At 72.5% G+C, this 21,663-nt stretch carries 20 protein-coding genes; 9 read left to right on the top strand and 11 right to left on the bottom strand.

The features are described 5' to 3' along the window. Nucleotides 1-30: 30 nt before the first annotated feature. The 4 genes from ACIQVI_RS04095 to ACIQVI_RS04110 all read right to left on the bottom strand — a co-directional run bounded on the left by ACIQVI_RS04095 (nt 31) and on the right by ACIQVI_RS04110 (nt 3,649). Nucleotides 31-2,079 (bottom strand): ABC transporter ATP-binding protein, encoded by a 2,049-nt coding sequence (locus ACIQVI_RS04095; protein WP_403590751.1) that lies wholly within the window; start codon nt 2,077-2,079, stop codon nt 31-33. 8 nt (nt 2,080-2,087) lie between these two features. Next, entirely contained in the window at nt 2,088-2,678 is a 591-nt protein-coding gene (locus ACIQVI_RS04100; RefSeq protein WP_403590754.1) for a TlpA family protein disulfide reductase, read from the bottom strand. A gap of 90 nt (nt 2,679-2,768) precedes the next feature. Beyond that, nucleotides 2,769-3,296 carry a MauE/DoxX family redox-associated membrane protein gene (locus ACIQVI_RS04105; protein ID WP_351973856.1) on the bottom strand — a complete coding sequence of 176 codons (528 nt, stop codon included), beginning with the start codon at nt 3,294-3,296 and terminating at the stop codon, nt 2,769-2,771. Between the two features lie 152 nt (nt 3,297-3,448). Then, nucleotides 3,449-3,649: a hypothetical protein gene (locus tag ACIQVI_RS04110; protein WP_240449782.1), complete on the bottom strand. Its 201-nt coding sequence runs from the start codon at nt 3,647-3,649 to the stop codon at nt 3,449-3,451. 370 nt (nt 3,650-4,019) lie between these two features. On the opposite strand from ACIQVI_RS04110, the gene ACIQVI_RS04115 reads away from it, so the two are divergent. Continuing rightward, the gene (locus ACIQVI_RS04115) at nt 4,020-6,143 is read left to right on the top strand and encodes a protein kinase (protein ID WP_403590758.1); all 2,124 of its coding nucleotides are present in this window, start codon (nt 4,020-4,022) and stop codon (nt 6,141-6,143) included. 241 nt (nt 6,144-6,384) lie between these two features. Further along, nucleotides 6,385-7,392 carry a hypothetical protein gene (locus ACIQVI_RS04120; protein WP_403590761.1) on the top strand — a complete coding sequence of 336 codons (1,008 nt, stop codon included), beginning with the start codon at nt 6,385-6,387 and terminating at the stop codon, nt 7,390-7,392. A gap of 7 nt (nt 7,393-7,399) precedes the next feature. On the opposite strand, the gene ACIQVI_RS04125 is transcribed toward ACIQVI_RS04120, so the two are convergent. After that, nucleotides 7,400-8,257 (bottom strand): LysR family transcriptional regulator, encoded by an 858-nt coding sequence (locus tag ACIQVI_RS04125; RefSeq protein ID WP_403590764.1) that lies wholly within the window; start codon nt 8,255-8,257, stop codon nt 7,400-7,402. A gap of 148 nt (nt 8,258-8,405) precedes the next feature. Here ACIQVI_RS04125 and ACIQVI_RS04130 point away from each other — a divergent pair, with 148 nt between their 5' ends. Continuing rightward, nucleotides 8,406-9,260 carry an alpha/beta fold hydrolase gene (locus tag ACIQVI_RS04130; RefSeq protein ID WP_403590767.1) on the top strand — a complete coding sequence of 285 codons (855 nt, stop codon included), beginning with the start codon at nt 8,406-8,408 and terminating at the stop codon, nt 9,258-9,260. A 73-nt stretch (nt 9,261-9,333) separates the two neighbouring features. On the opposite strand, the gene ACIQVI_RS04135 is transcribed toward ACIQVI_RS04130, so the two are convergent. Beyond that, nucleotides 9,334-9,912, bottom strand: a complete 579-nt coding sequence (locus ACIQVI_RS04135) for a DinB family protein (RefSeq protein WP_403592247.1) — start codon at nt 9,910-9,912, stop codon at nt 9,334-9,336. A 319-nt stretch (nt 9,913-10,231) separates the two neighbouring features. Here ACIQVI_RS04135 and ACIQVI_RS04140 point away from each other — a divergent pair, with 319 nt between their 5' ends. Next, a complete protein-coding gene (locus tag ACIQVI_RS04140) occupies nt 10,232-10,729 on the top strand; it encodes a hypothetical protein (RefSeq protein ID WP_403590770.1) in 498 nt (165 codons plus the stop codon). 717 nt (nt 10,730-11,446) lie between these two features. Here ACIQVI_RS04140 and ACIQVI_RS04145 read toward each other — a convergent pair. Next, a complete protein-coding gene (locus ACIQVI_RS04145) occupies nt 11,447-12,304 on the bottom strand; it encodes a FadR/GntR family transcriptional regulator (RefSeq protein ID WP_403590773.1) in 858 nt (285 codons plus the stop codon). Nucleotides 12,305-12,532: 228 nt separating this feature from the next. Here ACIQVI_RS04145 and ACIQVI_RS04150 point away from each other — a divergent pair, with 228 nt between their 5' ends. The 5 genes from ACIQVI_RS04150 to ACIQVI_RS04170 all read left to right on the top strand — a co-directional run bounded on the left by ACIQVI_RS04150 (nt 12,533) and on the right by ACIQVI_RS04170 (nt 17,708). Continuing rightward, a complete protein-coding gene (locus ACIQVI_RS04150) occupies nt 12,533-13,375 on the top strand; it encodes a fumarylacetoacetate hydrolase family protein (protein ID WP_403590776.1) in 843 nt (280 codons plus the stop codon). Between the two features lie 38 nt (nt 13,376-13,413). Beyond that, nucleotides 13,414-14,355, top strand: a complete 942-nt coding sequence (locus ACIQVI_RS04155; protein ID WP_403590779.1) for a VOC family protein — start codon at nt 13,414-13,416, stop codon at nt 14,353-14,355. Beyond that, nucleotides 14,345-15,997 carry a bifunctional 3-(3-hydroxy-phenyl)propionate/3-hydroxycinnamic acid hydroxylase gene (locus ACIQVI_RS04160; protein ID WP_403590782.1) on the top strand — a complete coding sequence of 551 codons (1,653 nt, stop codon included), beginning with the start codon at nt 14,345-14,347 and terminating at the stop codon, nt 15,995-15,997. Before ACIQVI_RS04155 ends, ACIQVI_RS04160 begins: the two co-directional genes overlap by 11 nt. Nucleotides 15,998-16,275: 278 nt before the next feature. Continuing rightward, nucleotides 16,276-17,058 (top strand): CoA transferase subunit A, encoded by a 783-nt coding sequence (locus ACIQVI_RS04165; protein ID WP_403590785.1) that lies wholly within the window; start codon nt 16,276-16,278, stop codon nt 17,056-17,058. Next, the gene (locus ACIQVI_RS04170) at nt 17,058-17,708 is read left to right on the top strand and encodes a CoA transferase subunit B (protein WP_403590788.1); all 651 of its coding nucleotides are present in this window, start codon (nt 17,058-17,060) and stop codon (nt 17,706-17,708) included. Before ACIQVI_RS04165 ends, ACIQVI_RS04170 begins: the two co-directional genes overlap by 1 nt. Before the next feature lie 195 nt (nt 17,709-17,903). Here the strand turns inward: ACIQVI_RS04170 and ACIQVI_RS04175 are convergent, their stop codons facing one another. The 4 genes from ACIQVI_RS04175 to ACIQVI_RS04190 all read right to left on the bottom strand — a co-directional run bounded on the left by ACIQVI_RS04175 (nt 17,904) and on the right by ACIQVI_RS04190 (nt 21,472). Beyond that, nucleotides 17,904-18,377 carry a hypothetical protein gene (locus ACIQVI_RS04175; RefSeq protein WP_403590791.1) on the bottom strand — a complete coding sequence of 158 codons (474 nt, stop codon included), beginning with the start codon at nt 18,375-18,377 and terminating at the stop codon, nt 17,904-17,906. Nucleotides 18,378-18,506: 129 nt separating this feature from the next. Then, entirely contained in the window at nt 18,507-19,079 is a 573-nt protein-coding gene (locus tag ACIQVI_RS04180; RefSeq protein ID WP_403590794.1) for a VOC family protein, read from the bottom strand. 143 nt (nt 19,080-19,222) lie between these two features. Then, nucleotides 19,223-20,071, bottom strand: coding sequence for a fumarylacetoacetate hydrolase family protein (locus tag ACIQVI_RS04185; protein ID WP_403590797.1), 849 nt, complete (start codon nt 20,069-20,071; stop codon nt 19,223-19,225). Nucleotides 20,072-20,950: 879 nt separating this feature from the next. Further along, nucleotides 20,951-21,472: an Lrp/AsnC family transcriptional regulator gene (locus tag ACIQVI_RS04190; RefSeq protein ID WP_403590800.1), complete on the bottom strand. Its 522-nt coding sequence runs from the start codon at nt 21,470-21,472 to the stop codon at nt 20,951-20,953. Nucleotides 21,473-21,663 lie beyond the last annotated feature (191 nt).

A 21,663-nucleotide genomic window follows, 5' to 3' on the forward strand; every position in this document is an offset into this window, starting at 1 on the left:
TGCCCGCGGAGGCGGGGCTGTCGGTCGGGTTCAGCGCACGGTGGCGTCGGGTTCGGCGGCCCGCAGCGGGTCCCCGCCCGTCCGGAGCTCCGTCCCGTCGACGACTGCGGCGCGGTCGGAAGCCTCCGTTCCGTCGGCGGCGGAGGTGCGGGCAGGGACCTCCGTCCCGTCGGCGGTGGAGGCGCGGGCAGGGGCCTCCTCTCCGTCGGCGACACAGGCGCGGGCAGGGGATTCCTCCCCCTCGGGCCGTTGCCGGTATCCCTCCGCCTGGAGCAGGAACAACCGCGCGTACCGGCCGTTCGCGGCGAGGAGTTCGCCGTGGGTGCCGCTCTCGGTGATCCGCCCGCCGTCGAGGACGACGATGCGGTCCGCGTCGCGCACGGTGCTGAGCCGGTGGGAGATGACGAGGACCGTCGCGTCCGCGCGCAGTCTCCGCAGGCTGTCGTGGATCTCCTGCTCGGCGGCGGCGTCCAGGCCCGAGCTGGGCTCGTCCAGGATCATCACGTCGGCCTCCCGGCGCATGAAGGCCCGGGCCACCGCGACCCGTTGCCACTCGCCGCCGGAGAGGAGTTCGCCCTCGGCGGCGCCCGCGGCCCCGGAGGCGGCGAAGATGCGGCTGAGCAGGGTGTCGTACCCCTGACCGAGCCGGGACAGCCGGTCGTGGACGCCCGCGTCGCCCGCCGCCCGCGCGACCAGGTCCGCCCTGTCCAGGCTGCCGACCCGGCCGAGCCCGATGTTCTCCCCGGCCGTGAGGTCGTACCGTCCGTAGTCCTGGAAGACCGCCGCCATCCGGTCCCGCAGCGCCGCCGGGTCGAACTCCCGGATGTCGACGCCGTTCCACAGGATCCGGCCGCGCGTCGGGTCGTACAGCCGGCACAGCAGCTTGACCAGGGTGCTCTTGCCGGTTCCGTTGACTCCGACGAGCGCGGTGACCTCGCCGGCGCCGAGGGTGAGGTCGACTCCCCGGAGGATCCACGGGGACCGGGGGGTGTAGCGGAACCACACGTCGCGCAGCTCGATCCGGCCGTGCGGCCCGGGGACGGCGCGCGGCGCGTCCGGCAGGGCGAGGTCCACGGGCACGTCGCGCAGGGTGCGGAAGTACGTGAAGGTCAGGGACGCCTGGAAGGCCGTGGCGGCGGTACCGGCGAGCTGGGTGACGCCGCGCTGGATGCCGGCGGTGGCGGCGATGAACACCGACACGTCACCGATGGTGAGTTCGCCCTGCCGGGCGGCGCGCACGGCCCACAGGAGTCCGATGCCGAAGATCGCGACGCCGAGGACCAGATCGGGCGTGCGCTGCCGGAGGTTGCGCAGGTCGGTGGCGCGTTCCGCGCGGACGACGGTGCGCAGTTCGGCGGCGGCCCGGTCCGTGAAGAAGCGCTGCAGACCGTAGAGGCGTATCTCCTTCACCGTGTCCGTGTCGGTGAGCAGACTGCCGTAGAACATCTCGCGGCGGCTGTTGTGCATGGTGTCGCGCAGCACCTCCGCCCGCCGTCGTCCGGCGGCCAGCTGCGTCCGCAGGGCGGGCAGGGCGAGGAGCAGGGCGGCGGCCCCGAGCACGGGGTTGACGACGGTCACGGTGACGAGGAAGCCCGCCAGCATCACGGCCGCCTGCACGCTGCTGACCAGCGAGCCGACCAGCAGGTCGGGGGCGCTGCCGGCCGCCTGCTGGGCGAGCCGGAGCCGGTCCTGGAAGGCGGGGTCCTCGAAGTGCCGCATTCCGGGGAGCCGGTTGACGCCCTCGAACAGCTCGTCCTGGACCTGTACGCGCAGCGCCCTCGTGCTCTGGCCCCGGAGGTACTCGCCGAGCGGCGCCGTCAGCGAGATGCCGAGCGTGGCCGCGACGAGCAGCAGGGCCAGGGACAGCAGCGGGGCGGAGCCGGGCCGGGTGAGCCCGTCCAGGAGGCCGCTCACCAGCAGGGCCGACGCGGTGGGCAGCAGTCCACCGGCGATGCCGACGGCCGTGTACGCGGTGACGGAGCCCGGGCTCGACCGCCAGGCCAGCGCGCAGGCGGCGACCGCCGAGCGCAGCGCCTCGCGGTACTGGCCCGGCTCTCTCGTACGCGGGGCGGAGATCACCGTGTCCCTCAGACGGTCTGCGGCGCGGAGTCCGCGAACAGTTCGGTGGACGAGTCCCGGTTGGCGACGCGCCCGTCGGCGCCGACCTCGATGTAGCTGGGCCAGCGGACGATCCCGAAGGCCTCGGAGGTCAGGCTGATGTCGGGCAGCAGCGTGGGGTCGTTCTCGGCGTCGGACTCGACGACGACCCGGGCCACGGGGGAGAGCAGCTTCACCAGGTCCTCGGCCACCGGGCCGGAGCCGGTGATCACGGCCACGGCGCCGGTGCGCCCGCCGGGGAGGGAGGCGGCGACGCGGGCGAAGCCGGGCGCCTGCTCGCGGCAGGGACGGCAGGTGGTGGAGAAGAAGCCGACGGCGGTGGCGCCGGTCAGGTCCGCGGCGGTCAGCGTGCCGTCCTCGCGGGTCGTCACCCGGAACTCGGGGACGGGGGAGCCGTCGGCGAGGCGGTTCTCGGGGACGGTCACCGCCGCCTCGCCGCCGTGACCGTGTCCGGCGTGCTCGCCTCCGGTGAGGCGGCGGGCGAGGGCGAGGAGCAGGAAGAGGTTGAGTACGCCGATCACGGCGTTGATGCAGAGGACGACGGTGGCTGCGGCGGACAAGGGGGCCTCACTTCGGTGCGCTGCGTGGTGACGGGCAGGCCGGCCGGCGGCCTGCCGGAGGGCGGTGACCGGGGTGGTGGTGACGGCCGTTCAGGAGGGGCGGGCGAACAGGCCGACCAGGGTGTCGGTGGAGATCAGCAGGGCGCTGGTGACGACGGCGGCCAGCGCGGCGGCGAGCGCGGCCGGCAGCTCCGGGGGCAGGGCGGTGCCGGAGCCCCCGGCCGCCGCGACGGCCCCGAGGCCGGCGATCGTCAACAGCGCGGCGTTGCGGACGACATGGGCGGCGCCGACCGGCGTGCGCGACTGCCCGAAGCAGGCGCAGGACGCGTCGGAGCCGCGACGGATCAGGACGACCAGGACCGCGGTGAAGGCGGCGAGGAGCAGCGCGGCGGCGGCGAACGCGGCCGCGCCGAGCCGTCCGGGCAGCCAGACGAGGAGGATCAGGGCCGTCTCGGCGGCGAGCACGAGGCCGGCGACCGGTCCGGCCAGCCGGTCCGGCACGACGTCCATGTCCCGCACGGCCCGGCGGAAGTCGCCGGGGGCGCGGAGCTTGCCGATCGCCGAGGCCGCAAGGGTCACGGCCAGCGCGCATCGAGCGCCGAAGAGCAGGTATTCCATGTCCCTCGTCCCTCGTTCTTCGATCACTCGTCCGGTGTCGCGGAGGGCCCGCGGCGCGGACGCCGGTAAGCGGTGGGCGGTGGCCCGGGGCCCCGCCGACGGCCGGAGCGGTCGGCGGGGGTCGTACGGTGGGCTACCGGTGGACCACCGGGTCAGCAGCCGCCGTAGATGACGGTGACGGTGCAGGTCGGCGCGGCCGCACAGTTCCAGGAGCAGCAGAACCGGTGGTACAGGTTCTCGCCGGAGCACCAGCTGGAGCTGCCCGCCGGGCAGGCGCACGCCGCGGCGGCGGTCTCCTGCGGCAGGACACGGGAGAGGGCGCGACCCGCCAGGTTGGACAGAGCCTTGACCATGAGATTCCTCCGGATGGGGGAGTGAGGACGACAGTGGGACCGGGAGCTCCCTTGATCGTTCGTGGAACAACGTAATGACGGGTTTTGGGAAACGTCTAGACCAACCGGGCCGAGGGGAGCGTCCGCCCCTCACCGGTTCGTCCGGGGCCCCGCAGGTCGTCTCCGCGCTCCCGCAGGTCGGGAAGGACGAGGATCAATATTGGTCTAGTCCATATGGTGGGACATGCGGAACGGTCCGTACCTCATATTGGCCGATAACTACCAGGAAACAATGGCCACTTCGTGTCGGTGGAGGGTGCGATCTGCCCACAATGCGGCAGCGCCGCCCGGGAGCGACCCGGCCGACAGGGCACCCCCTAGGGTGATCGGCATGACGAGTGCGGCCGGAGAGCTTGTGGGTGGGCGTTACCGACTGGTCGAGGCGATCGGTCGCGGCGGAATGGGCCGGGTCTGGCGCGCCCACGACGATCGCCTCGACCGTGAAGTGGCGGTCAAGGAAGTACTGGTGCCGGACGACGCGGCACCGGACCTGCGGGCCGAGCTGATCGCGCGGACCGAGCGGGAGGCGCGGGCGGCGGCCCGGCTCCGGCACCCGGGTGTGGTGGCCGTGCACGACGTCGTCCACCACCGCGGCGTTCCGTGGATCGTCATGGAGTTCGTCGCCGGCCCCTCGCTCGGGGAACTCGTCCGGACCCGGGGGCGCCTCGACCGGGAGCGCGTCGCGGAACTCGGCGTCGCGATCGCGGACGCCCTCGCGTACGCCCACGCCGCCGGGGTGGTCCATCGTGACCTCAAACCCGACAACGTCCTCCTCGCCGGGGACCGGCCGGTCATCGCCGACTTCGGGATCGCCCGGATCCTCGACGCCGCACAGCACCTGACGGCGACCCACACCGTCATCGGCACGCCGCAGTTCATGCCTCCGGAGCAGTTGGAAGGCCGCCGCGTCGAGGCCCCGGCGGACCTGTGGGCGCTCGGCGCCACGCTGTACGCGGCCGTCGAAGGGCGGCCGCCCTTCGACGGGCCGACGCTGACCGCCGTCATCACGGCCGTACTGACCCGACCCGTCCCGGCGTCCCCGCACGCCGGGCCGCTGGCGGAACTGCTCGGCGAACTCCTGGCCAAGGACCCGGCGGCACGCCCCGACGCCCGGACCGCCGCACGGAGGCTGCGGGCCCTCGGGGGCGCGGCCGGAGGGCCCGCGACGCCCGCGCGTACGCCGACGGTGGTCGCGGACGCCGTTCCCGTACGCGCCTCCGCGCCTCCCTTCGTACCCGCACCCGCCTCCGCACCCGGATCTGTGCCCGCCTCCGCGCCTGCACCCGGTGCTGGCGCCGGTGCCGCGTACGGGTTCGCCGACCTGCCCACGGCGTCCGCCGTTCCCGGCGCGCTCGCGGACACTTCGCGTCACACGGACCCGCCCGGCCCACGCCGTCGCGCCGTCCTCCTGGGCGGACTGGCCGCGCTCGCGGCGGTGGGGGGAGCGTCCGCGCTCGCCGTGAAGCGGTTCGGCGGGGACGAGACCGGGACGCCTCCGCCGTGGACCGCGCTGACCGGCGCCCGGAACCGGGTGCTGTCCCTGGACTTCGACCCCGGCGGCACCCTCCTCGCCGGGGGCTGCGAGGACGACACCGTACGGTTCTGGGACGTGAAGGCCCGCACCCTGGCCGCCACCCTCGTCATGCCCCCGGACCCCGCCCAAGACGACTACCCGATCGAGGTGCGCAGGGTCCTGTTCAGCCCGGACGGCAGGACCCTGGCCACCGGCACCGACGGCCCCATACCCCGTGTGCACCTCTGGGACGTGGCGACCCGAACCCTCACGCGCACCCTCGACCGTCGTGGTCCCATCTCGTACCCGATGGCGTTCAGCCCGGACGGCAGGATCCTCGCGACCGGCGGCGACGGCGACGTCCTGCTCTGGAACACCTCCGACGGCACGCTCGTCGGCACGGTGGGCCGTGACTGGGACGCGGTGGCGGCCCTCGCGTTCAGCCCCGACGGAAAGGTCCTCGCCATCGGCGGGGAGGAGGGGATGCTCCGGCTGTGGGAGCGGGGGGCGGCCTCGAAGCCCACCGAACTGAAGGTCGCGGAAGACGGCGTGTGGTCAGTGGCGTTCACGCCCGACGGAAACGCCGTCCTCAGCGGGGGCGACAGGCTGAGCCTGAGCGACCGGACCGACGCGACCACCACGCCGTTCGGCACGGTGAGGACCGACTGGCTGATGCCCGGTCCGGACGGCGACTCGATCGCCACCACCGGTTACGTCGACGGAAACCCGAAGCTGCTCCTGTGGTCCACCAAGGCCCGGGCCGTCACCGGAGAGGCGAAGATCTCCGAAGAGCGGCTCTCCGTGCCGGTCGCCCTCAGCCGCGACTGGAAAAGACTGGCCACGAGAGGCGACGACACCTCGGTACGGCTGTGGCCCTTCTCGCCCCACAACCCGCCCGGGTACGTCCACACGCCCACGCCCACGCCCACGTCGACGGGCTGACGCGGAAGTCCCAAGGCCCCTGATACGAGCCGAACATGGGGACGTCTGACGCACCGCACGTTTCAACTTCCGTAGGCTGGAGCGATTCTGGTGGAGCGTACGGGGGAGTGTGAACGTGGTGAGAAGTCATGGGGTGCGGCGGTCGGTGGCCGGAGGGCTGGCCCTCCTCGCGGGGCTGACGGCGGGTTGCACCTCGGAAGCGGAACCTCCGCGCAGCGACGGGACCGCACGGACCACCCCCGTGTCGGCACCCGTCGTCCCGTCCGCCGAGGCCGAGAAGGTCTTCGAGGAGTACGACCGCGTGAACGCGGCCGCCGACGCCTCCCTCGACGGCTCGGCCATCGGGAAGGTGCAGGCCGGAGTCCTCCTGAAGGAGTCGCTGGCCGCGTACGCCATCCACCGCAAGGCGGGGACCACGGACACGGCGACCCATTTCGCGCGGCCCCGGTTCCTGATCCCGGCCGTGGACCCGGACCGCCCGTACCCCCGCTCCTTCGCGGTCCTGAGCAAGCGGAAGGGGAACGAGGACGACCGGTCCTCCCTGCTCTTCTACTTCACGCGGGCCAAGGCCGGGGAACCCTGGAAGGCCACGGCGGAGACGTGGGCCCTGACGGAGCCCTTCGCGTCGCCCTCGGACGCGTCGTCGTCGCCCTCGAACGCGGCGCCGACGGCCTCCGCGAGCCAGGACGACAAGACCGTCCGCCTGCGGCCGAAGCAGCTTCCCGAGCTGGAGCGAGGACCGTCCGGCACCACGCCGTCGTCACCGACGGCGACGGCGACGGCGGACCGTGCCGTGTGCGACGGCTTCGCCGACCTCCTGAGCTTCTCCCCTCCGCACGGCAGGACGGAGGACGCCCGCTTCACACAGGGCGCGTTCACCAGCGATCTCGTCCGGCACCTCAACGGCTGGGCGAACAAGAACCTGGAACGCACGTGGTCCTACCGGACGACGGGAGAGGACCTCCCCGTGTTCCGCCTGGCGCACGGCGGCTCCCTGGTCGCCTGCACCTACGTCCGGGAGTACGACGTCTCGGGCACGGGGGCGACCGGCACGGTGCGGTTCAAGAAGGGCTCGGACACCGACGTCCTGCTCGGCGGTGGCGGCCGGGAATGGCGCAGCGTCAAGGAGACCGACAGCATGACGGCGCTGATCGAGGTTCCGGCACGGAAGTCCGCGCCCGCCACCGTCCTGGGATGCGACTGCTACGCCCCTCAGACGCTCGCGGCGACCGGAGTTCCGGCACCGTGACCGCACCTCACGAGACGAGGACGTGGTCCAGGAACGCCCGGGCGGCCGGAGCGCAGGTGTCGAGGGAGGGGACGGCCAGGGCGAGGTGCCTAGAGATCGGCGCGTCCAGGGAGCGGGTGACGACGTCGCCGAGGTCCGCGGGCAGGCCCAGGGTGGGCACGATGCTGACTCCCAGGCCCGTGTCCACCATCGCGATGATGGTCGACAGTTCGCCGGCCTCGTAGGCGACGTCGAGGGAGGCACCGGCCCGGCGCACGCCGTCCAGGATGACCGGCCGGCACCCGCCGGTCGTCAGGACGAACGGCTCGCGCGCCAGTTCCCGTACGGCGACCGTCTCCGTCGCGGCGAGCACGTGCCCGCGCGGCAGCAGCGCGACCATCCTGTCCGCCGTCAGCGGCACGGTGTGCATCCCGGGTTCCGGCAGGATCACCACGCCTATCTCCGCGGCCCCGTTCTCCAGCCAGGCGCGTATCTCCGGGCTGTAGCCCTCCAGCAGACGCACGCCGACCTGGGGGTAACGGTCACCGAACGTGCGCAGCCAGGGAGCGATCAGCGTCCCGGTGGCGCTCGGCAGGCTCGCGAGCCGCAGGGGCCCCGCCACCTGCCCGGCCGCGGCCGCCACGTCCGGGCGGATCAGATCGAAGTGCCGGATCGTCTCCCGGGCCCGGGAGACGGCCCGCTGCCCGGCCTCGGTGAGGGCGACGCCCTCGCGGCGCCGCACCAGCAGCGCCGCGCCCAGATCGGCCTCCAGCGCCGCGATCGACCGGCTGACGTGTGGCTGAGACATCCCGGTCCGCTCCGCCGCGGCGGTGAACCCCCCGTGCTCGGCGACGGCCAGCAGGACCCGCAAGTGCGACAGCCGCATCTTCCCCGCCTCTCCTGCGCTCCGGCCGCTCACCAGCAGCTATGCCGAAGGGCCCATGCCTCCATGCCGACAACGATATTTGACGAGGACACATTCAGGCCAGGAAGGTCGTGACCTCCAACGTTCAGGACACGAGTCCGGAGGCGACATGTCGTCTGCAACCATCACCCGCACGTCCGTCGATGTGGACGGCCTGCCCGCCAGTTACCTCACCGTCGCCGGGGTGGACGGCCTCGCGGACCGCCCGCCCGTCCTGCTGCTGCACGGGACCTACTGGAGCCGGGTGTGGCTGCCGGTCCTGGCGGACCTGGCGGCGGCGGGGCTGCGGCCCCTCGCCGTCGACCTGCCCGGCCTCGGCCGGTCGGCCGGCGAACTGGACGCCGAATCAGCCGCCGTACCGGCGCTCGCTGCCTGGGTACGGCGCTTCGCCGCCGCCGTGGGCGCCGACGAGCCGCTGCGGGTGGCGGGCCACGACATCGGCGGGGCCGTAGCCCAGCACCTCGCGGTCGGCGGGGACACCGAGGTGGCCCGGCTGGCCCTGGTCAACTCGGTGACCTACGACTCGTGGCCGGTGCCGGGCGTGGAGCGGTTCCGCGACCCCGAGGTGGTGGCCGCCACGAGCGTCGAGGAACTGCTCGCCGCCCGACGCACGGCGGTCACCGCCGCGCTGGGCCGGTCGGCCGCCGAGGAGGAGATATCCGAGTACCTCGCCCCCTGGCGCAGCCGCCGCGTCGGCCGTTCCTGGATGGCACTGGCCGGCGCGGCCGACAGCCGCTACACCCTCGACCTGGTTCCGGCGCTCCGAGCCTCGGAGACGCCGAAGCTGCTGGTGTGGGGAGAGGACGACGGCTTCCAGGGCATCGCGTACGCCGAGCGCTTCGCCGAGGAGATGCCCCACACCGAACTCGTCCGCGTCCCGAACGCGGGCCACATCCCGATGGAGAACGACGCCAAGGCGGTCGCGACGGCGCTCTCCGCCTTCTTCGCTCCGGACGGGGCGTGACCGGGACGCGAAACGCCTCTTCCGGGGACCGTTCGGCGGGGGATGGCGAGAAAACGCGCACCCTTGTCCTTCATCACGTCACGGTGGCCGATCTGGCGGCCTGTTCGATCTTCGCGCGGTGGGTCGCGCGGGCTTCCTCGTCGATCTGCCTCTCCTGTTCGGGGCGCAATCCGGTTCGGCCGTCGAGTCCTTCGCGCAGGATGTCGGCGTGTCCGGTGTGCCGGGTGGTCTCGCCGAGGACGTGGACCATGACGGCGAACAGGTTCGTGTCGGCGTGAGGTTCCGGCCACCACGGCACGTGGCCGGGGGTGTCGGGGGTGAGTTCGTCGATCGTCGTGTCCGAGTGTTCCCATGTGCGCCGGTAGAACTCGGCGATCTCATCGGGGGTTTCGTTCTCGGTCGCCCACAGGTCGCCGCCGTCGGAGTCCTGCCACCGGGGCAGCGGTTCGGGGGAAGGACGGCCGAAGACTTCGCCGAAGTACCTGGCTTCGACGGTGGCCACGTGTTTGACCAGACCGAGGAGATTGGTCCCGGTCGCCGTCAGGGGCCGGCGGGCGTCGTACGCGGACAAGCCGTCGAGTTTCCAGAGCAGCGCCTCACGGTCCCGCCGCAGCCTTCCGTGCAGGTGGGCTTTCGCGAATTCATCGATCATGGGGCACGAGCCTGCCACGCTGCTCCGAGAAGCCGGAAACTCCCCCCACGGGCAGGGGACGAAACGTTGATCCGAGTGACCGCCACAGTCCACGATGAAGTGGGATGTGGCGGTTGCCGTGCGGGGGCGGACGTAGCCGCGCTTGTCATGGCGGGTCGTCACGGCTCGAGGTTGCTTGGACTTGTTGGGCACAACGCAAACCGCCGAACGTCCTTTTCAGGTAGCCGAGTTCAGGATCCGCCTTGGTATCGGATCGTGCCGGAACCCGGCTTGGTTCGTGAGGCTTCTCAGGGCGCCGGGCGGAACCCATGATGGCGGAATGGCCATCAGTGAGGACCTGCTCTGGGACGCGGCGGACAAGAGGACGTGGAGTGTTTCACGGCTGCGGCGCACGGCGGTGACGGCCGGTTGTGCCGGCCTCTTCGTCCTGGTGCTGTGGGCGTATACCGACGCCACCCGGGCGGCCTGCGCGGCTGTGGCCTACGTGCTCGCGGAGACGGCGTACCGGGTGTGGGACCGGCGGCGCCTGGTCGAGGCGCGGATCGTCGTCGGGGAGCCCGACGGCCGTGCCAAGCTCCGCCTCCGGCAGGCCGGCGGACGGACCACCGAACACGAACCCCACCAGGTGGTTCGGGTGCTCGTCATCCGCGACAACGTCGTCGACTCGGCGAAACTGCGCCTGCGCCTGCGAGGGAAGCGGCTCCTCTTCGGCCGCCCGGGCCGCCCCCCGGCCGTCACGACATGGCGGAGGGCATGTCCGAGAGCCCACGTCCAGGAGAGAAACGCCTGGTGGGGTATGCCGGGGATCCCCGACTAGGACTCGTCCGGCCGAGCACGTCGGGTTGCTCGGCCCTGCGGATCGGTGAGGACGACCAGCCGAAGGCGATCGACGGGATTCCATACCGGGTACGGGGCCGGTGTCCCCTGGTGTGACCTGGCGGTGGCCACCCGCTACGACAAGCGACAGGCGCGGCCACGTCCACCCGGGCACCTCCACCACCGCAGCTCTCGTCGTCCGGCTCCGCCCGTGATCGGCCGGACGAGTCCTGGCCGGCAGTCGGATGCCCTGGGGCGCCGGCCCGGGTGGGCAGCGCGCCGGCGGTCAGCAGGAGTGCGTACACCGGCTGTTCGCCGGGGACCGGGCCGAGGTAGTGGTGGCCGGTCATGTGGCACCAGGTGGTCCCGCCGACCGCGACGACCACGGAGCCGGTCTGGCGGCCGGCCCCCGATCCGGACCGCACGCCCCGCGTCACCCGGTTCACCGACTTCGTCAGGCGGCGCACCGGCATCGCCCATCCCGACTGCCAGTCACTGTGGACGTGGTCCGTTCAGGACCTCGCCGGTTCCTGGACCGCGATCGGTGGGTTCTTCCAGGTACGGGCCACTGGAGCCTGGGAACGGGTGCTGGACGACGCGCCCATGTCCATCACGCGCTGGTTCGACAGGCGCACGCCCCGGTGGGACCCAGGAGCCCGCACCGGTCGAGGGGTCCCGGTCCACGTCCGTGGACCGCTCCACCCGGCTCGCGAATCCGTCAGTGCCCCGCGTCGGGGTCTCCGGCGGCCCGGAGGCCGGTGTTGTGTTCGTGGATCAGTCGGAGCGCCTCGTCACGGTCCCTCCGGTCCAGGGCGTCGACCAGGTCGCGGTGTAGTTCGTGGCGGTGTGCGACGTACTCGCCCAGCGGCTGTTCGTCGGTGGGCAGCACCGTCAGCGTGTGGCTCTCGATCAGGTCGAGCAGATGGGTGTACAGCGAGCTGAGCAGCGCGTTCGGGCTGATCGCGGCGATGGCGGCGTGCAGGCGCCAGTTGGCGTGCACGAAGGCCACGGGATCCGAGGCCTCCACGGCGTGCTCCATGGCGGTGATGTGGCGACGCAGTCCCGCGACGTCGGCGGGTGAGGCGTGCCAGAGGGCGTCCTCGATCAGGAGCGGGTCGAGGGCGTCGCGGATGCGCACGGCGTCGGCGACGTCATTCGCCCGCGCGTCCAGGGCGAGGACGGAGTTGCCGAGGCGGACCATGGGAGACTGCTCGGCGCTGAACAGGCCGCCGCCCGGTCCGGGCTTCACGGTGACCAGCCCGCGCGCCTGCAGGAGGCGCAGCGCTTCGTTGAACGTCCCCACGGACACCCCGCACAAGGTCCGCAGGGTCTCCTTGGTGCCCAGACGCGATCCGGGCGGCACACTCTCGATCAGCTCCGTGACCTTCTCCGCCGCGTGCTCGGCCCGGCCCGAGGGCGTCTGCCGGTGGGGGGCGTCGAGGCCCCGGCCGCCGCGAGCCGAGGGCGGGCCCTCGTCGACGGGCCCGCCCCGGCGCGGTTCGGCTCCGGCCCGGCCCCGGACCGGAGAGGCCGTCGGCGCCCCGTGCCGCGGGGCTCTGTCAGGGGTGGCGCTCACGTCGTCTCCTCGGTCGCCCTATTCGTCATGCTCATTTTGCCTGAACCTCTTGACGCTGTGGATACCCAGGCGCAATATCAGGGTAATCATCATGCTGAATTGCTGACGAAGGAGTGAGACCCCGTCGAAGCCGACGGGCCGCCCTCGCCATCCCTTCGGCGGCCGAGCGGCCGTCCCCGCCGAAGAGGCGCCGGGGCTCCGCTCCCTTCCCTGTCAGGGAGACACGACATGCGCATCGCCAACCTCTCCGGCCGCCTGGCCCTCGTCGTCGACGGCCGCGCCGTGGACGTCGAGAAGGCCAGCGGCGGCCGCTTCTCCGCCGACCTGCAGGCCGTCTACGAGCGATGGGAGGAGTTCCGGTCCTGGGCCGCCGACGCCGACCTCCCCGCGGGAACGGCGCTCGACCCGGCCGAACTGGGCTCCCCGGCACCGGCGCCGCGGCAGACGCTGGCGATCGGCCTGAACTACCGGGACCACGCCGCCGAATCCGGTTTCGCGGCGCCCGAGGGGCTGCCTCCGGTCTTCACCAAGTTCGTCACCAGCATCACCGGACCGGTCAGCGAGGTGAAGCTGCCGGCGGACGGCGACACCGACTGGGAGGTCGAACTGGTCGCCGTCATCGGCCGCCGTGCCGAGGGCGTCCACGAGGCCGACGCCTGGAGCCACGTCGCCGGTCTCGCGGTCGGACAGGACATCTCCGAGCGCGTACTCCAACTGGCCGGACCCGCTCCCCAGTTCAGCTTGGGTAAGTCCCACCCCGGCTTCGCTCCCATCGGACCCTGGCTGGTCACGCCGGACGAGTTCGACGACCCCGACGACCTCGAACTGCGCTGTGCCGTCAACGGCGAGGAGGTCCAGAAGGGGCGCACCCGCGACCTGATCTTCTCCGTGCCCGCCCTGATCGCCCGGCTGTCCGAGGTACTGCCGCTCCTGCCCGGAGACGTCGTCTTCACCGGCACCCCGGCCGGCGTCGGCATCGGACGCGACCCCCGGCGCTTCCTCGCCGCCGGTGACGTGCTCGTCAGTTCCGTCGAGGGCATCGGCGAACTGCGGCAGACCTTCGTCGCCTGAACCGACCGGACCGACGGACGAAGGAGTCGAGAATTCCCATGGCACTGCACCGTCTGGCCTCCATCACCGTGGGGGTCCCCAACGTCACCGAGACCGCCGCCTACTACACCGACTTCGGCCTCACCCCGGACGGCGACGGCTGGTTCACCACCCGGGACGCCGGACGCCAGCTCCGCATCGTCCACGCGCCGACCCGCCGCCTGGTGGAGGTCCGCGTCGGCGTCGACACGCCCGACGACCTCGCGGCGGCGGCCTCCCGCCTGGAACGGCTCGGCGTCGAGGGCACCCTCCGGGCGGGGACGCTCACCGCGTACGACAGGACCACCGCCGTCCGGGCCGTCCTGGAGATCGCCCCCCGCGTGGTCCAGGACCCGGTGGCGGCCCCCGTCCACAACGGCCCCGGCCGGATCGAGCGCGCCGGCTCACGGGCGCCCGGCGTCCTGCGCACCGAACGGGTGCGGCCGCGCAAGCTGGGCCACGCGGTCGTCGGCACGACCGACTTCGACGCCACGACCGCGTTCTTCCGCGACGGCCTCGGCTTCAAGGCGTCGGACTACATCAAGGGCCACGGGGCGTTCCTGCGCTGCTCCACCGACCACCACAACATCCTGGTCCTCGCCGCGCCGGTCGCCTTCCTGCACCACTCCTCCTGGCAGGTGGACGACATCGACGAGGTCGGCCGCGGCGCCGCCGCGATGCTGGAGGACCACCCCGAGCGGCACGTCTGGGGCCTGGGGCGCCACCACGCGGGCTCCAACTTCTTCTGGTACCTCAAGGACCCGGCCGGCAACTTCAGCGAGTACTACTCCGACATGGACTGCGTCGTCGACGACCAGCTGTGGACGCCGGAGGTCCTGGAGGGAGCCAAGGGCCTCTTCAACTGGGGTCCGCCGCCCCCGCCCTCCTTCCTCGCCCCCGAGGACCTCGCCGCCCTGATGACGGGCACCCACAGCGAATCGAGGCAGAGCCGTGAGCGGTAGTCCTCCGAAGACGCACGGCGATTCCCCGAAGGTGCACGACGTCGCGATCGTCGGCTTCGGTCCCGTCGGCCAGATGCTGGCCCTGCTCCTGGGCCGGGCCGGACACGACGTCGTCGCCCTGGAGCGCTGGCCCGATCCCTACCCCCTGCCGCGCGCCGCGCACTTCGACCACGAGATCGGCCGCATCTTCCAGGCCGGGGGAGTGGGGGAGGAGGTGCGCGCGGTCACCGATCCGGTGCATGACCACTACGAGTGGCGCAACGCGGCCGGTGAACCCCTGGTACGCATCGACTGGTCCGGCAACGGCCCCTCCGGCTGGCCCACCGCCAACTTCTTCAGCCAGCCCCAGTTGGAAGCCGTCCTCGCCGGAGCCGCCGAGAACCAGGCCACGGTCACCGTGCGCCGCGGCTGCGAGGTCGTCGGTCTGCGACCCGGCGACGACTCCGTCCTGTTGACCACCCAGGGGGACGACGGCGCTGAGGTCCTGGCCCGTTACGTCGTCGGTGCCGACGGGGCCAACAGCTTCGTCCGCTCCACCATGACCACCTCCGTCACCGACCTCGGCTTCTTCTACGACTGGCTGGTCGTCGACACGCTCCCGCACGACCGGACCGCATGGTCGCCGAAGAACTGGCAGCTGTGCGACCCGCGGCGGCCGACCACGATCGTCTCGGGCGGCCCGGGCCGGCGCCGCTGGGAGTTCATGCGGCTGCCGCACGAGAGCGTCGAGGAGCTCAGGACGCCGGACGCGGCCTGGCGCCTGCTGGAACCCTGGGGGCGCACTCCGGAGAACACCACCATCGAGCGGCACGCGGTCTACACCTTCCAGGCCCGCTGGGTGGAACGCTGGCGCGAGGACCGGCTGATCCTCGCCGGTGACGCCGCCCACCAGATGCCGCCGTTCGCCGGCCAGGGCATGTGCTCCGGACTGCGCGACGCCGTCAACCTGGCCTGGAAGCTGGACCTCGTCCTCGACGGCCGGGCCGACCCCGCGCTCCTCGACACCTACACCTCCGAGCGCAGCGAGCACGTCCAGCACGCCATCGGCATGTCCATGGCCCTGGGCCGGGTCATCTGCGTCCTCGACCCCGAGGAGGCGGCGGCCCGCGACGCCCGCATGATCGCCGCCGGCGCCGATCCCCGGCACGCACTTCCGCCCGCCCCGCCTCCCGTCCTGGGCGACGGCGTCCTCCAGCGCGGCCCCGACGGCAGCCGGGCGCCGGACACCGGCCACCTCACCCCGCAGTACGAGGTCACCCACCGGGGCCGTACCGCACTGCTCGACGACCTCACCGGCGGTGGGTTCACGATCCTCACGGACGGGTCGGGACCGCTCGACGCCCTGGAAGCCGCCGACCGCGACTTCCTCACCGGCATCGGCGCGCGCCTCGTGCCGCTGTACTCGGAGGACGCCCCGCCCGGGTGCTACCTGGACGCGTCCGACGGGTACCTGGCCCACCTGCGCGAACGGGGGCACGTCGCCGCCCTGGTCCGGCCGGACTTCTACCTGTTCGGCGCCGCCGCCGACGCGCGGGGACTGCGCGAGCTGGTCGGGCAGCTGCGCGAACAGTTGTGGCGCCCCGGCGTGACCGCCGAGCGGGTCCCGGTCCCCGAGCCGCTCAGGGCCGCCGGCGAGCGGTGACCACCTGAACCGGCGGGCCCCGGCCCGGACGGGCGCAGCCTCTACAGGAGAACACCACCGACCACGGCGTACGGGCCCCGCACAGGCCGTCCGCCGTCGTGCCCCGGCGCCACGAGCCGGGCCACCGCCTGGCGTCCGGGCCCGCTGCCGCTGCCACGGGCCCGGACGCCTCTCGGCGGAACTCCGTACAAGGCGCCCCGTACAGGCGCCTCGCACAAGGCACCCCGCACAAGCCGCCCCGCGCGAAACGCACCTCGCGAAGACCCCCAAGGACGTTCATGGACAAGACATCGCCCTCCGCGGCCGACGCCGTGGCCGACATAGGCGACGGCGCCTCCCTCGCCGTCGGCGGTTTCGGCCTGTGCGGCATCCCGAGCACCCTCATCTCGGCCCTGCACGCGCAGGGTGCCGGCGGGCTGAGGGTGGTCTCCAACAACTGCGGCACCGACGACCACGGCCTCGGCATCCTGCTGGGTGCCGGACGCATCGCCCGTGTCACCGGCTCGTACGTCGGCGAGAACAAGGAGTTCGCCCGCCAGTACCTCAGCGGTGAACTCGAAGTGGAACTGGTCCCCCAGGGCACCCTCGCCGAACGCCTGCGCGCCGGAGGCTGCGGTATCCCCGCGTTCTACACCCCCGCGGGCGTGGGCACCCCGCTCGCCGACGGCGGCATCCCCTGGCGCCACGACTCCGGCGGCGGCGTCGCCGTCGCCTCGCCGGCCAAGGAGACCCGCGCCTTCGGCGACCGCGACTTCGTCCTGGAGGAGGCCATCACCTGCGACTTCGCCCTGGTCCGGGCGGCACGCGGGGACCGGCACGGCAACCTCGTCTTCGACAAGTCCGCCCGCAACTTCAATCCCCTCGCCGCCATGGCCGGCCGCGTGACCGTCGCCGAGGTCGAAGAGCTGGTCGAACCCGGCGTCCTCGGCCCGGACGAGATCCACCTGCCCGGCGTGTTCGTGCAGCGCGTCGTGGCCCTCACGCCCCGGCAGGCGGCCGACAAACAGATCGAACGGCGTACGGTCTCCGTGCCCGCGACACGAGAGGCGGTGTCCGGCTGATGCCCTGGACCAGGAACGAGACGGCCGCCCGGGCGGCGGCCGAACTGAGAGACGGCGACTACGTCAATCTCGGCATCGGACTGCCCACCCTCGTCCCCGGCTTCGTGCCCGAGGGCGTGCACGTGGTCCTCCAGTCGGAGAACGGCATCCTGGGCACCGGCCCCTACCCGTCCGAGGACGCCGTGGACCCGGACCTGATCAACGCCGGCAAGGAGACCGTGACGGTACTGCCGGGGGCGAGCTACTTCGACTCCGCGCTGTCCTTCGGCATGATCCGCGGCGGTCACATCGACACCGCGGTCCTCGGTGCCATGCAGGTCTCCTCGGCGGGCGACCTCGCCAACTGGATGATTCCCGGCAAGATGGTGAAGGGCATGGGCGGGGCGATGGACCTCGTGCACGGGGCCCGCCGCGTCATCGTCCTCATGGAGCACACCGCGAGGGACGGCAGCCCGAAGATCGTCCCCGAGTGCACCCTTCCGCTGACCGGACGCTCCTGCGTCCACCGGATCATCACCGACCTCGCCGTCCTCGACGTCACCGACCGCGGACTCGTCCTGGTGGAGACGGCACCCGGCGTCACTCCGGAACAGGTCGCCGCCGCCACCGCGGCGCCTGTCCACCTCCCCCAGGACGCTCCGGCACGGTGAGCCCCCGCTTCCGCCGGCCCCGTGTCCCGGACAGCCGCCGGGCCGGCGGAACCGACCGGCGCGTCCTCCGGACCCGCCCATGACCCCGCCCCGGCCGCGACCTGTCCGAGGCTGCCCTGCCTCGCGGCCGGGGCGGCCCTGAACGGAGCAGGTCCCGGCCGTCCGACGGCCGGGACCTCACGTGCTTCTCGGTGGTCAGACCGAGAGCGGGTGCGCGCCGTTGCCGGCGAGGAGTGCGTAGGCACGGCGCACCGCCGGCACCAGTCGGGCGGCGGCCTCCGGGTCGGTGCGCTCGGCCCGGAGCCGCAGGATGTCTCCGCTGCGTCGGCCCGCGGGGACGTCCTCACCGCGAGCCGTGACGAGCGCGTGGAAGTGCGGATGGTTCTCGCCGAAGGCCATCAGGTAGGTCGCGGGCGCACCGGTCGCCTCGGTGATCGCCGCGACCAGGTCGCGCGCGCGGCGGCCGAACGATGCCAGCTCGTCCTCGTCGAGCCCGGTGATGCGCTCGGCGTGCCGACGGACCCGCAGGACGAACCAGCCGGGCACGTCGTAACCGGGAACCATTTCCCCTGACCAAAGAGGGTCACGGAAAACGACGTTGGCGTCTTCGTTCCGTTCCAGGCCGCACATGAAGCAGTCGGCGTCGTCGTGGTGGCCGGAGGTGCTCAAGGATTCCCCTGTGAGTGGATGTGGGTGGATGTGGGTGGGTGGAGCGACTGTGCCCGGGGCAGCGACGCGCCGAAGGGGTGCCGGTCCCGTCCCGGCACCCCTGGTCCGACTTCTCGGCCTGTTCCGTGCTCAGACGGCCCCGGTGAGGACGAGCATCGGGTCGGGCAGGTCGCTCTTCAGGGCCCAGGACCGGTGGATCAGTTCCTCGACGCCCGCCCCGGAGCGGCGGGCGTCGAGCATGGCCTCGGGGTCGAAGGCGGGGCCGACGGCGTCGGCGCTGTACTCCGGCCCCTTCATGTAGCCGGTGGCCTCGTCCGGGTCGGCGAAGTTGTCGATCTGCATCTCGACGAAACCGCCGTCCGGGTCCTGGTAGTACATCGACGTGGTGACGCCGTGGGCGATGCACACCGCGGGGGTGACGCCCTTGTCGCGCAGCAGCTCGTAGCGGGCGAGGAGGTCGTCGAGGTGGTCGAAGGTGTAGGCGACGTGATGGGCCGCGGCCGTCGTGGGCGACTTGCGCTCCAGGGGGACCGGCGGGGTGAGCAGGGCGACGCGGTGGTGCTCCTCGTCGTAGGTGATGAAACACAGGGTGTCGTTCTGGAACACCACGTGCCCGTCGAGGACGGCGCAGTACCAGTCCCGCATACCGGTGGGGTTGCTGGTCTGGAACACGACGTGGGCGAACTTCGGTGTGGCGGTCATCCGATCCTCCTCGATCGAATCCGCGGGCGTCGGCCGTGGTGGTCCTCACGGTCGGTGGTTCGGTCCTGTGCCCGCGCTTTCGGTGTTCGACGGTTCATGCGGGTGGCTGTGCACGGCCTCGTGAGTACGAGGCCGCCGGGACGTCAGGTCTGTGCGACGAAGCGCTGGCGCAGTTCGCCGATGCCCTCGATGGTGCTGACCAGCTCGTCTCCGGGGGCGAGCCAGCGCTGTGGGTCACGGCCCAGGCCGACGCCGGCCGGGGTGCCGGTGAACACGAGGTCGCCGGGCAGCAGGGGCATCACCGAGGACAGGCGGGCGAGCAGCTCGGGCACGGAGAAGATCAGGTCGCGAGTGCGGCCCTTCTGGACCTCCTCGCCGTTCACGGTGCAGCGCAGTCCCAGGTCGTCGGGGTCGTCGAACGCGTCCGGCGTGACCAGCCAGGGCCCGGTGGGGGCGAAGCCCGGGAAGGACTTGCCGAGGCTGAACTGCGGGGACGGCCCTTCGAGTTGCGTGATGCGCTCGGAGATGTCCTGGCCCACGGTCAGCCCGGCGACGTGGTCCCAGGCGGTCTCCGCGGCGACGTGGTGCGCGCGGACGCCGATGACGACGACGAGTTCGATCTCCCAGTCGGTGTGGCCGCCGGGCGGGAGGACGACCTCGGTGACGGGGCCGGTGACGCTGGTGGCGAACTTGGTGAAGACCGGCGGCATCGTGTCGGGCAGGGCGAACCCGGATTCGGCCGCGTGGTCGCGGTAGTTCAGGCCGGCGGCGACGATCTGTCGCGGGGCGGGCGCGGGAGCGCCCAGGAGGGCGGGATCCACGGGAACGCCCTCGGGCAGGCGGGCCTGCGCCGCCCACCGGCGGAACTCCTCCCACCGCTCGTAGACGGCCTGCGGGTCCGCGGCGAAGCGGCCGTCGCTGGCCTCCTCGACGTCGACGGCGCGACCGTCCACGATGAGGGCCAAGCGGCCGGAGAGGTTGGCAATGCGCACGGAGCTGCTCCTGTGTTCCTCGTGTGGTGGGTTGCGGCCGGATCGGCGGCTCGGTCCGAGGGGGAATCTTCTTGTCGACGTCGAGCCGGGCTGCTGTGCGCCTCGTGGCCGACGGCAGGCCGGCCAGGTGGCGGGCGCCATCGGCGGAATCACACCGGCTGCCGGGCCCGCCGGTACCGCTCGATGCCCGCCCGGCTCCCGTCGACTGCGACGCCGATCACACAGTAAGACGCTATATGTGATAACAGCAAGAAGCCGGGCTGACGAATTTCCTTTGGACGGGCGATCGGCGGTGCTCAGACGTGCCCGTCGGCGTCGTCCGCGTCCCTGTCTTCGATCGCATCGACTCCGTCTTCCCTGGGAGCCGGGCTCCGTGACGGCGCGACCAGGCCGATCCGCCCGCCGACGGACCGGAGCCGAGGAGCGGTCGGCGGGGCGGGGTGGTCCTGGGGGAAGCTCCGGGCGCCGGACCAGATCCGGTGCGCTCCACTGAGGGCTTTCATGGGTGCCTCGATTCAGTACTCGGTCCACACGCGAGGAAACCGGCTGCGGATGCCGGGGCCGACCACTCGGGCGGGGGAGACGGAGAAGCGGCGGGACGGAGGGCGCTCTGCCGCCTCCGTGCCACGGCGTCGATCCACCCGAGGACCGTCGGAACACCGACGCGGACGTCTCGGGCGCTGCGTGGCTGCACAGTAGGCGCCGTCGAACCCGCGGGCAAGAGGCGGATGCCGCGGAAGCGCGAAGGACGGCCGGCGGGGTCGCTCGGAGATGCCGGCGGAACAGACCATGGGAGGAGGGCGATGAGCACCTGGAGATGAGCACCTGGAGCGGCGGAGGACCTCGCGGCCCCGCCGGGGCTTGCCGCGCCGCCCGCGATCAGCGCGCGGCGGACCGGCGCAGCAGCGGGGCGATTCGGTAGTCGACCAGCTGGCGCATGACGAGTGCCGTACTGGTGCGTTCCACTCCGGGGATGTCGAGGATCCGGCTCGCCACGCGGTACAGGTCCTCGGCGTCGGTCGCGACCACGTGGACCAGCAGGTCGGTGTCCCCGGTCAGCCCGTGCACCTGAAGGACCTCGGGAATCGCCGCGAGTTCGTGCCCGACCTCGTCCAGCCTGCGCTGCGCGACCTGGGTCGTCACGAACGCGGTCAGCGGATAGCCGAGGGCCGCCGGATCGACGCGCCGCTCGAAGGAGTCCACGGCACCCGTGCGGTCCAGCGCCGCCAGACGCGCCTGGACGGTGTTGCGGCTCAACCCGCTCGCCTCGGCCAACGCCACCGTGGTGGCCCGGGGATGAGCCGTCAGCGCCAGGAGCAGGCGCGCGTCGGTGGGGTCGATCCGCTCGGAGTTGGGCACGGTGCGCACCTTCCGGGGCTGGGGGGAGGAGTGATTGGGCATTCTGCGTCATTTCTCTGCGAGTTCTTGTGCACCATCCTGACCTGGTGGTTTCCTCGACGCAACGATCCCGCCCCTGGCACCGCGCCGCCGACCGTGTCCGGTCGTGAGCCGGCCCGACGTGCCCCGGGGTACGTCCGGCGCGCCCTCCGCGCCGCCGTGACACGTCCCAAGTCGCATCCGGCCGCGCGTCC

It is taken from the genome of Streptomyces sp. NPDC098101, assembly GCF_044760185.1.
Classification (GTDB): Bacteria; Actinomycetota; Actinomycetes; order Streptomycetales; family Streptomycetaceae; genus Streptomyces.

Excerpts from the sequence above, each read along its gene's own strand:
- ACIQVI_RS04105 (WP_351973856.1), bottom strand. The coding sequence starts at position 3,296 with ATGGAATACCTGCTCTTCGGCGCTCGATGCGCGCTGGCCGTGACCCTT.
- ACIQVI_RS04110 (WP_240449782.1), bottom strand. The coding sequence starts at position 3,649 with ATGGTCAAGGCTCTGTCCAACCTGGCGGGTCGCGCCCTCTCCCGTGTC.
- ACIQVI_RS04115 (WP_403590758.1), top strand. The coding sequence starts at position 4,020 with ATGACGAGTGCGGCCGGAGAGCTTGTGGGTGGGCGTTACCGACTGGTC.
- ACIQVI_RS04125 (WP_403590764.1), bottom strand. The coding sequence starts at position 8,257 with ATGCGGCTGTCGCACTTGCGGGTCCTGCTGGCCGTCGCCGAGCACGGG.
- ACIQVI_RS04130 (WP_403590767.1), top strand. The coding sequence starts at position 8,406 with ATGTCGTCTGCAACCATCACCCGCACGTCCGTCGATGTGGACGGCCTG.
- ACIQVI_RS04135 (WP_403592247.1), bottom strand. The coding sequence starts at position 9,912 with ATGATCGATGAATTCGCGAAAGCCCACCTGCACGGAAGGCTGCGGCGG.
- ACIQVI_RS04140 (WP_403590770.1), top strand. The coding sequence starts at position 10,232 with ATGGCCATCAGTGAGGACCTGCTCTGGGACGCGGCGGACAAGAGGACG.
- ACIQVI_RS04150 (WP_403590776.1), top strand. The coding sequence starts at position 12,533 with ATGCGCATCGCCAACCTCTCCGGCCGCCTGGCCCTCGTCGTCGACGGC.
- ACIQVI_RS04155 (WP_403590779.1), top strand. The coding sequence starts at position 13,414 with ATGGCACTGCACCGTCTGGCCTCCATCACCGTGGGGGTCCCCAACGTC.
- ACIQVI_RS04165 (WP_403590785.1), top strand. The coding sequence starts at position 16,276 with ATGGACAAGACATCGCCCTCCGCGGCCGACGCCGTGGCCGACATAGGC.
- ACIQVI_RS04170 (WP_403590788.1), top strand. The coding sequence starts at position 17,058 with ATGCCCTGGACCAGGAACGAGACGGCCGCCCGGGCGGCGGCCGAACTG.
- ACIQVI_RS04180 (WP_403590794.1), bottom strand. The coding sequence starts at position 19,079 with ATGACCGCCACACCGAAGTTCGCCCACGTCGTGTTCCAGACCAGCAAC.
- ACIQVI_RS04190 (WP_403590800.1), bottom strand. The coding sequence starts at position 21,472 with ATGCCCAATCACTCCTCCCCCCAGCCCCGGAAGGTGCGCACCGTGCCC.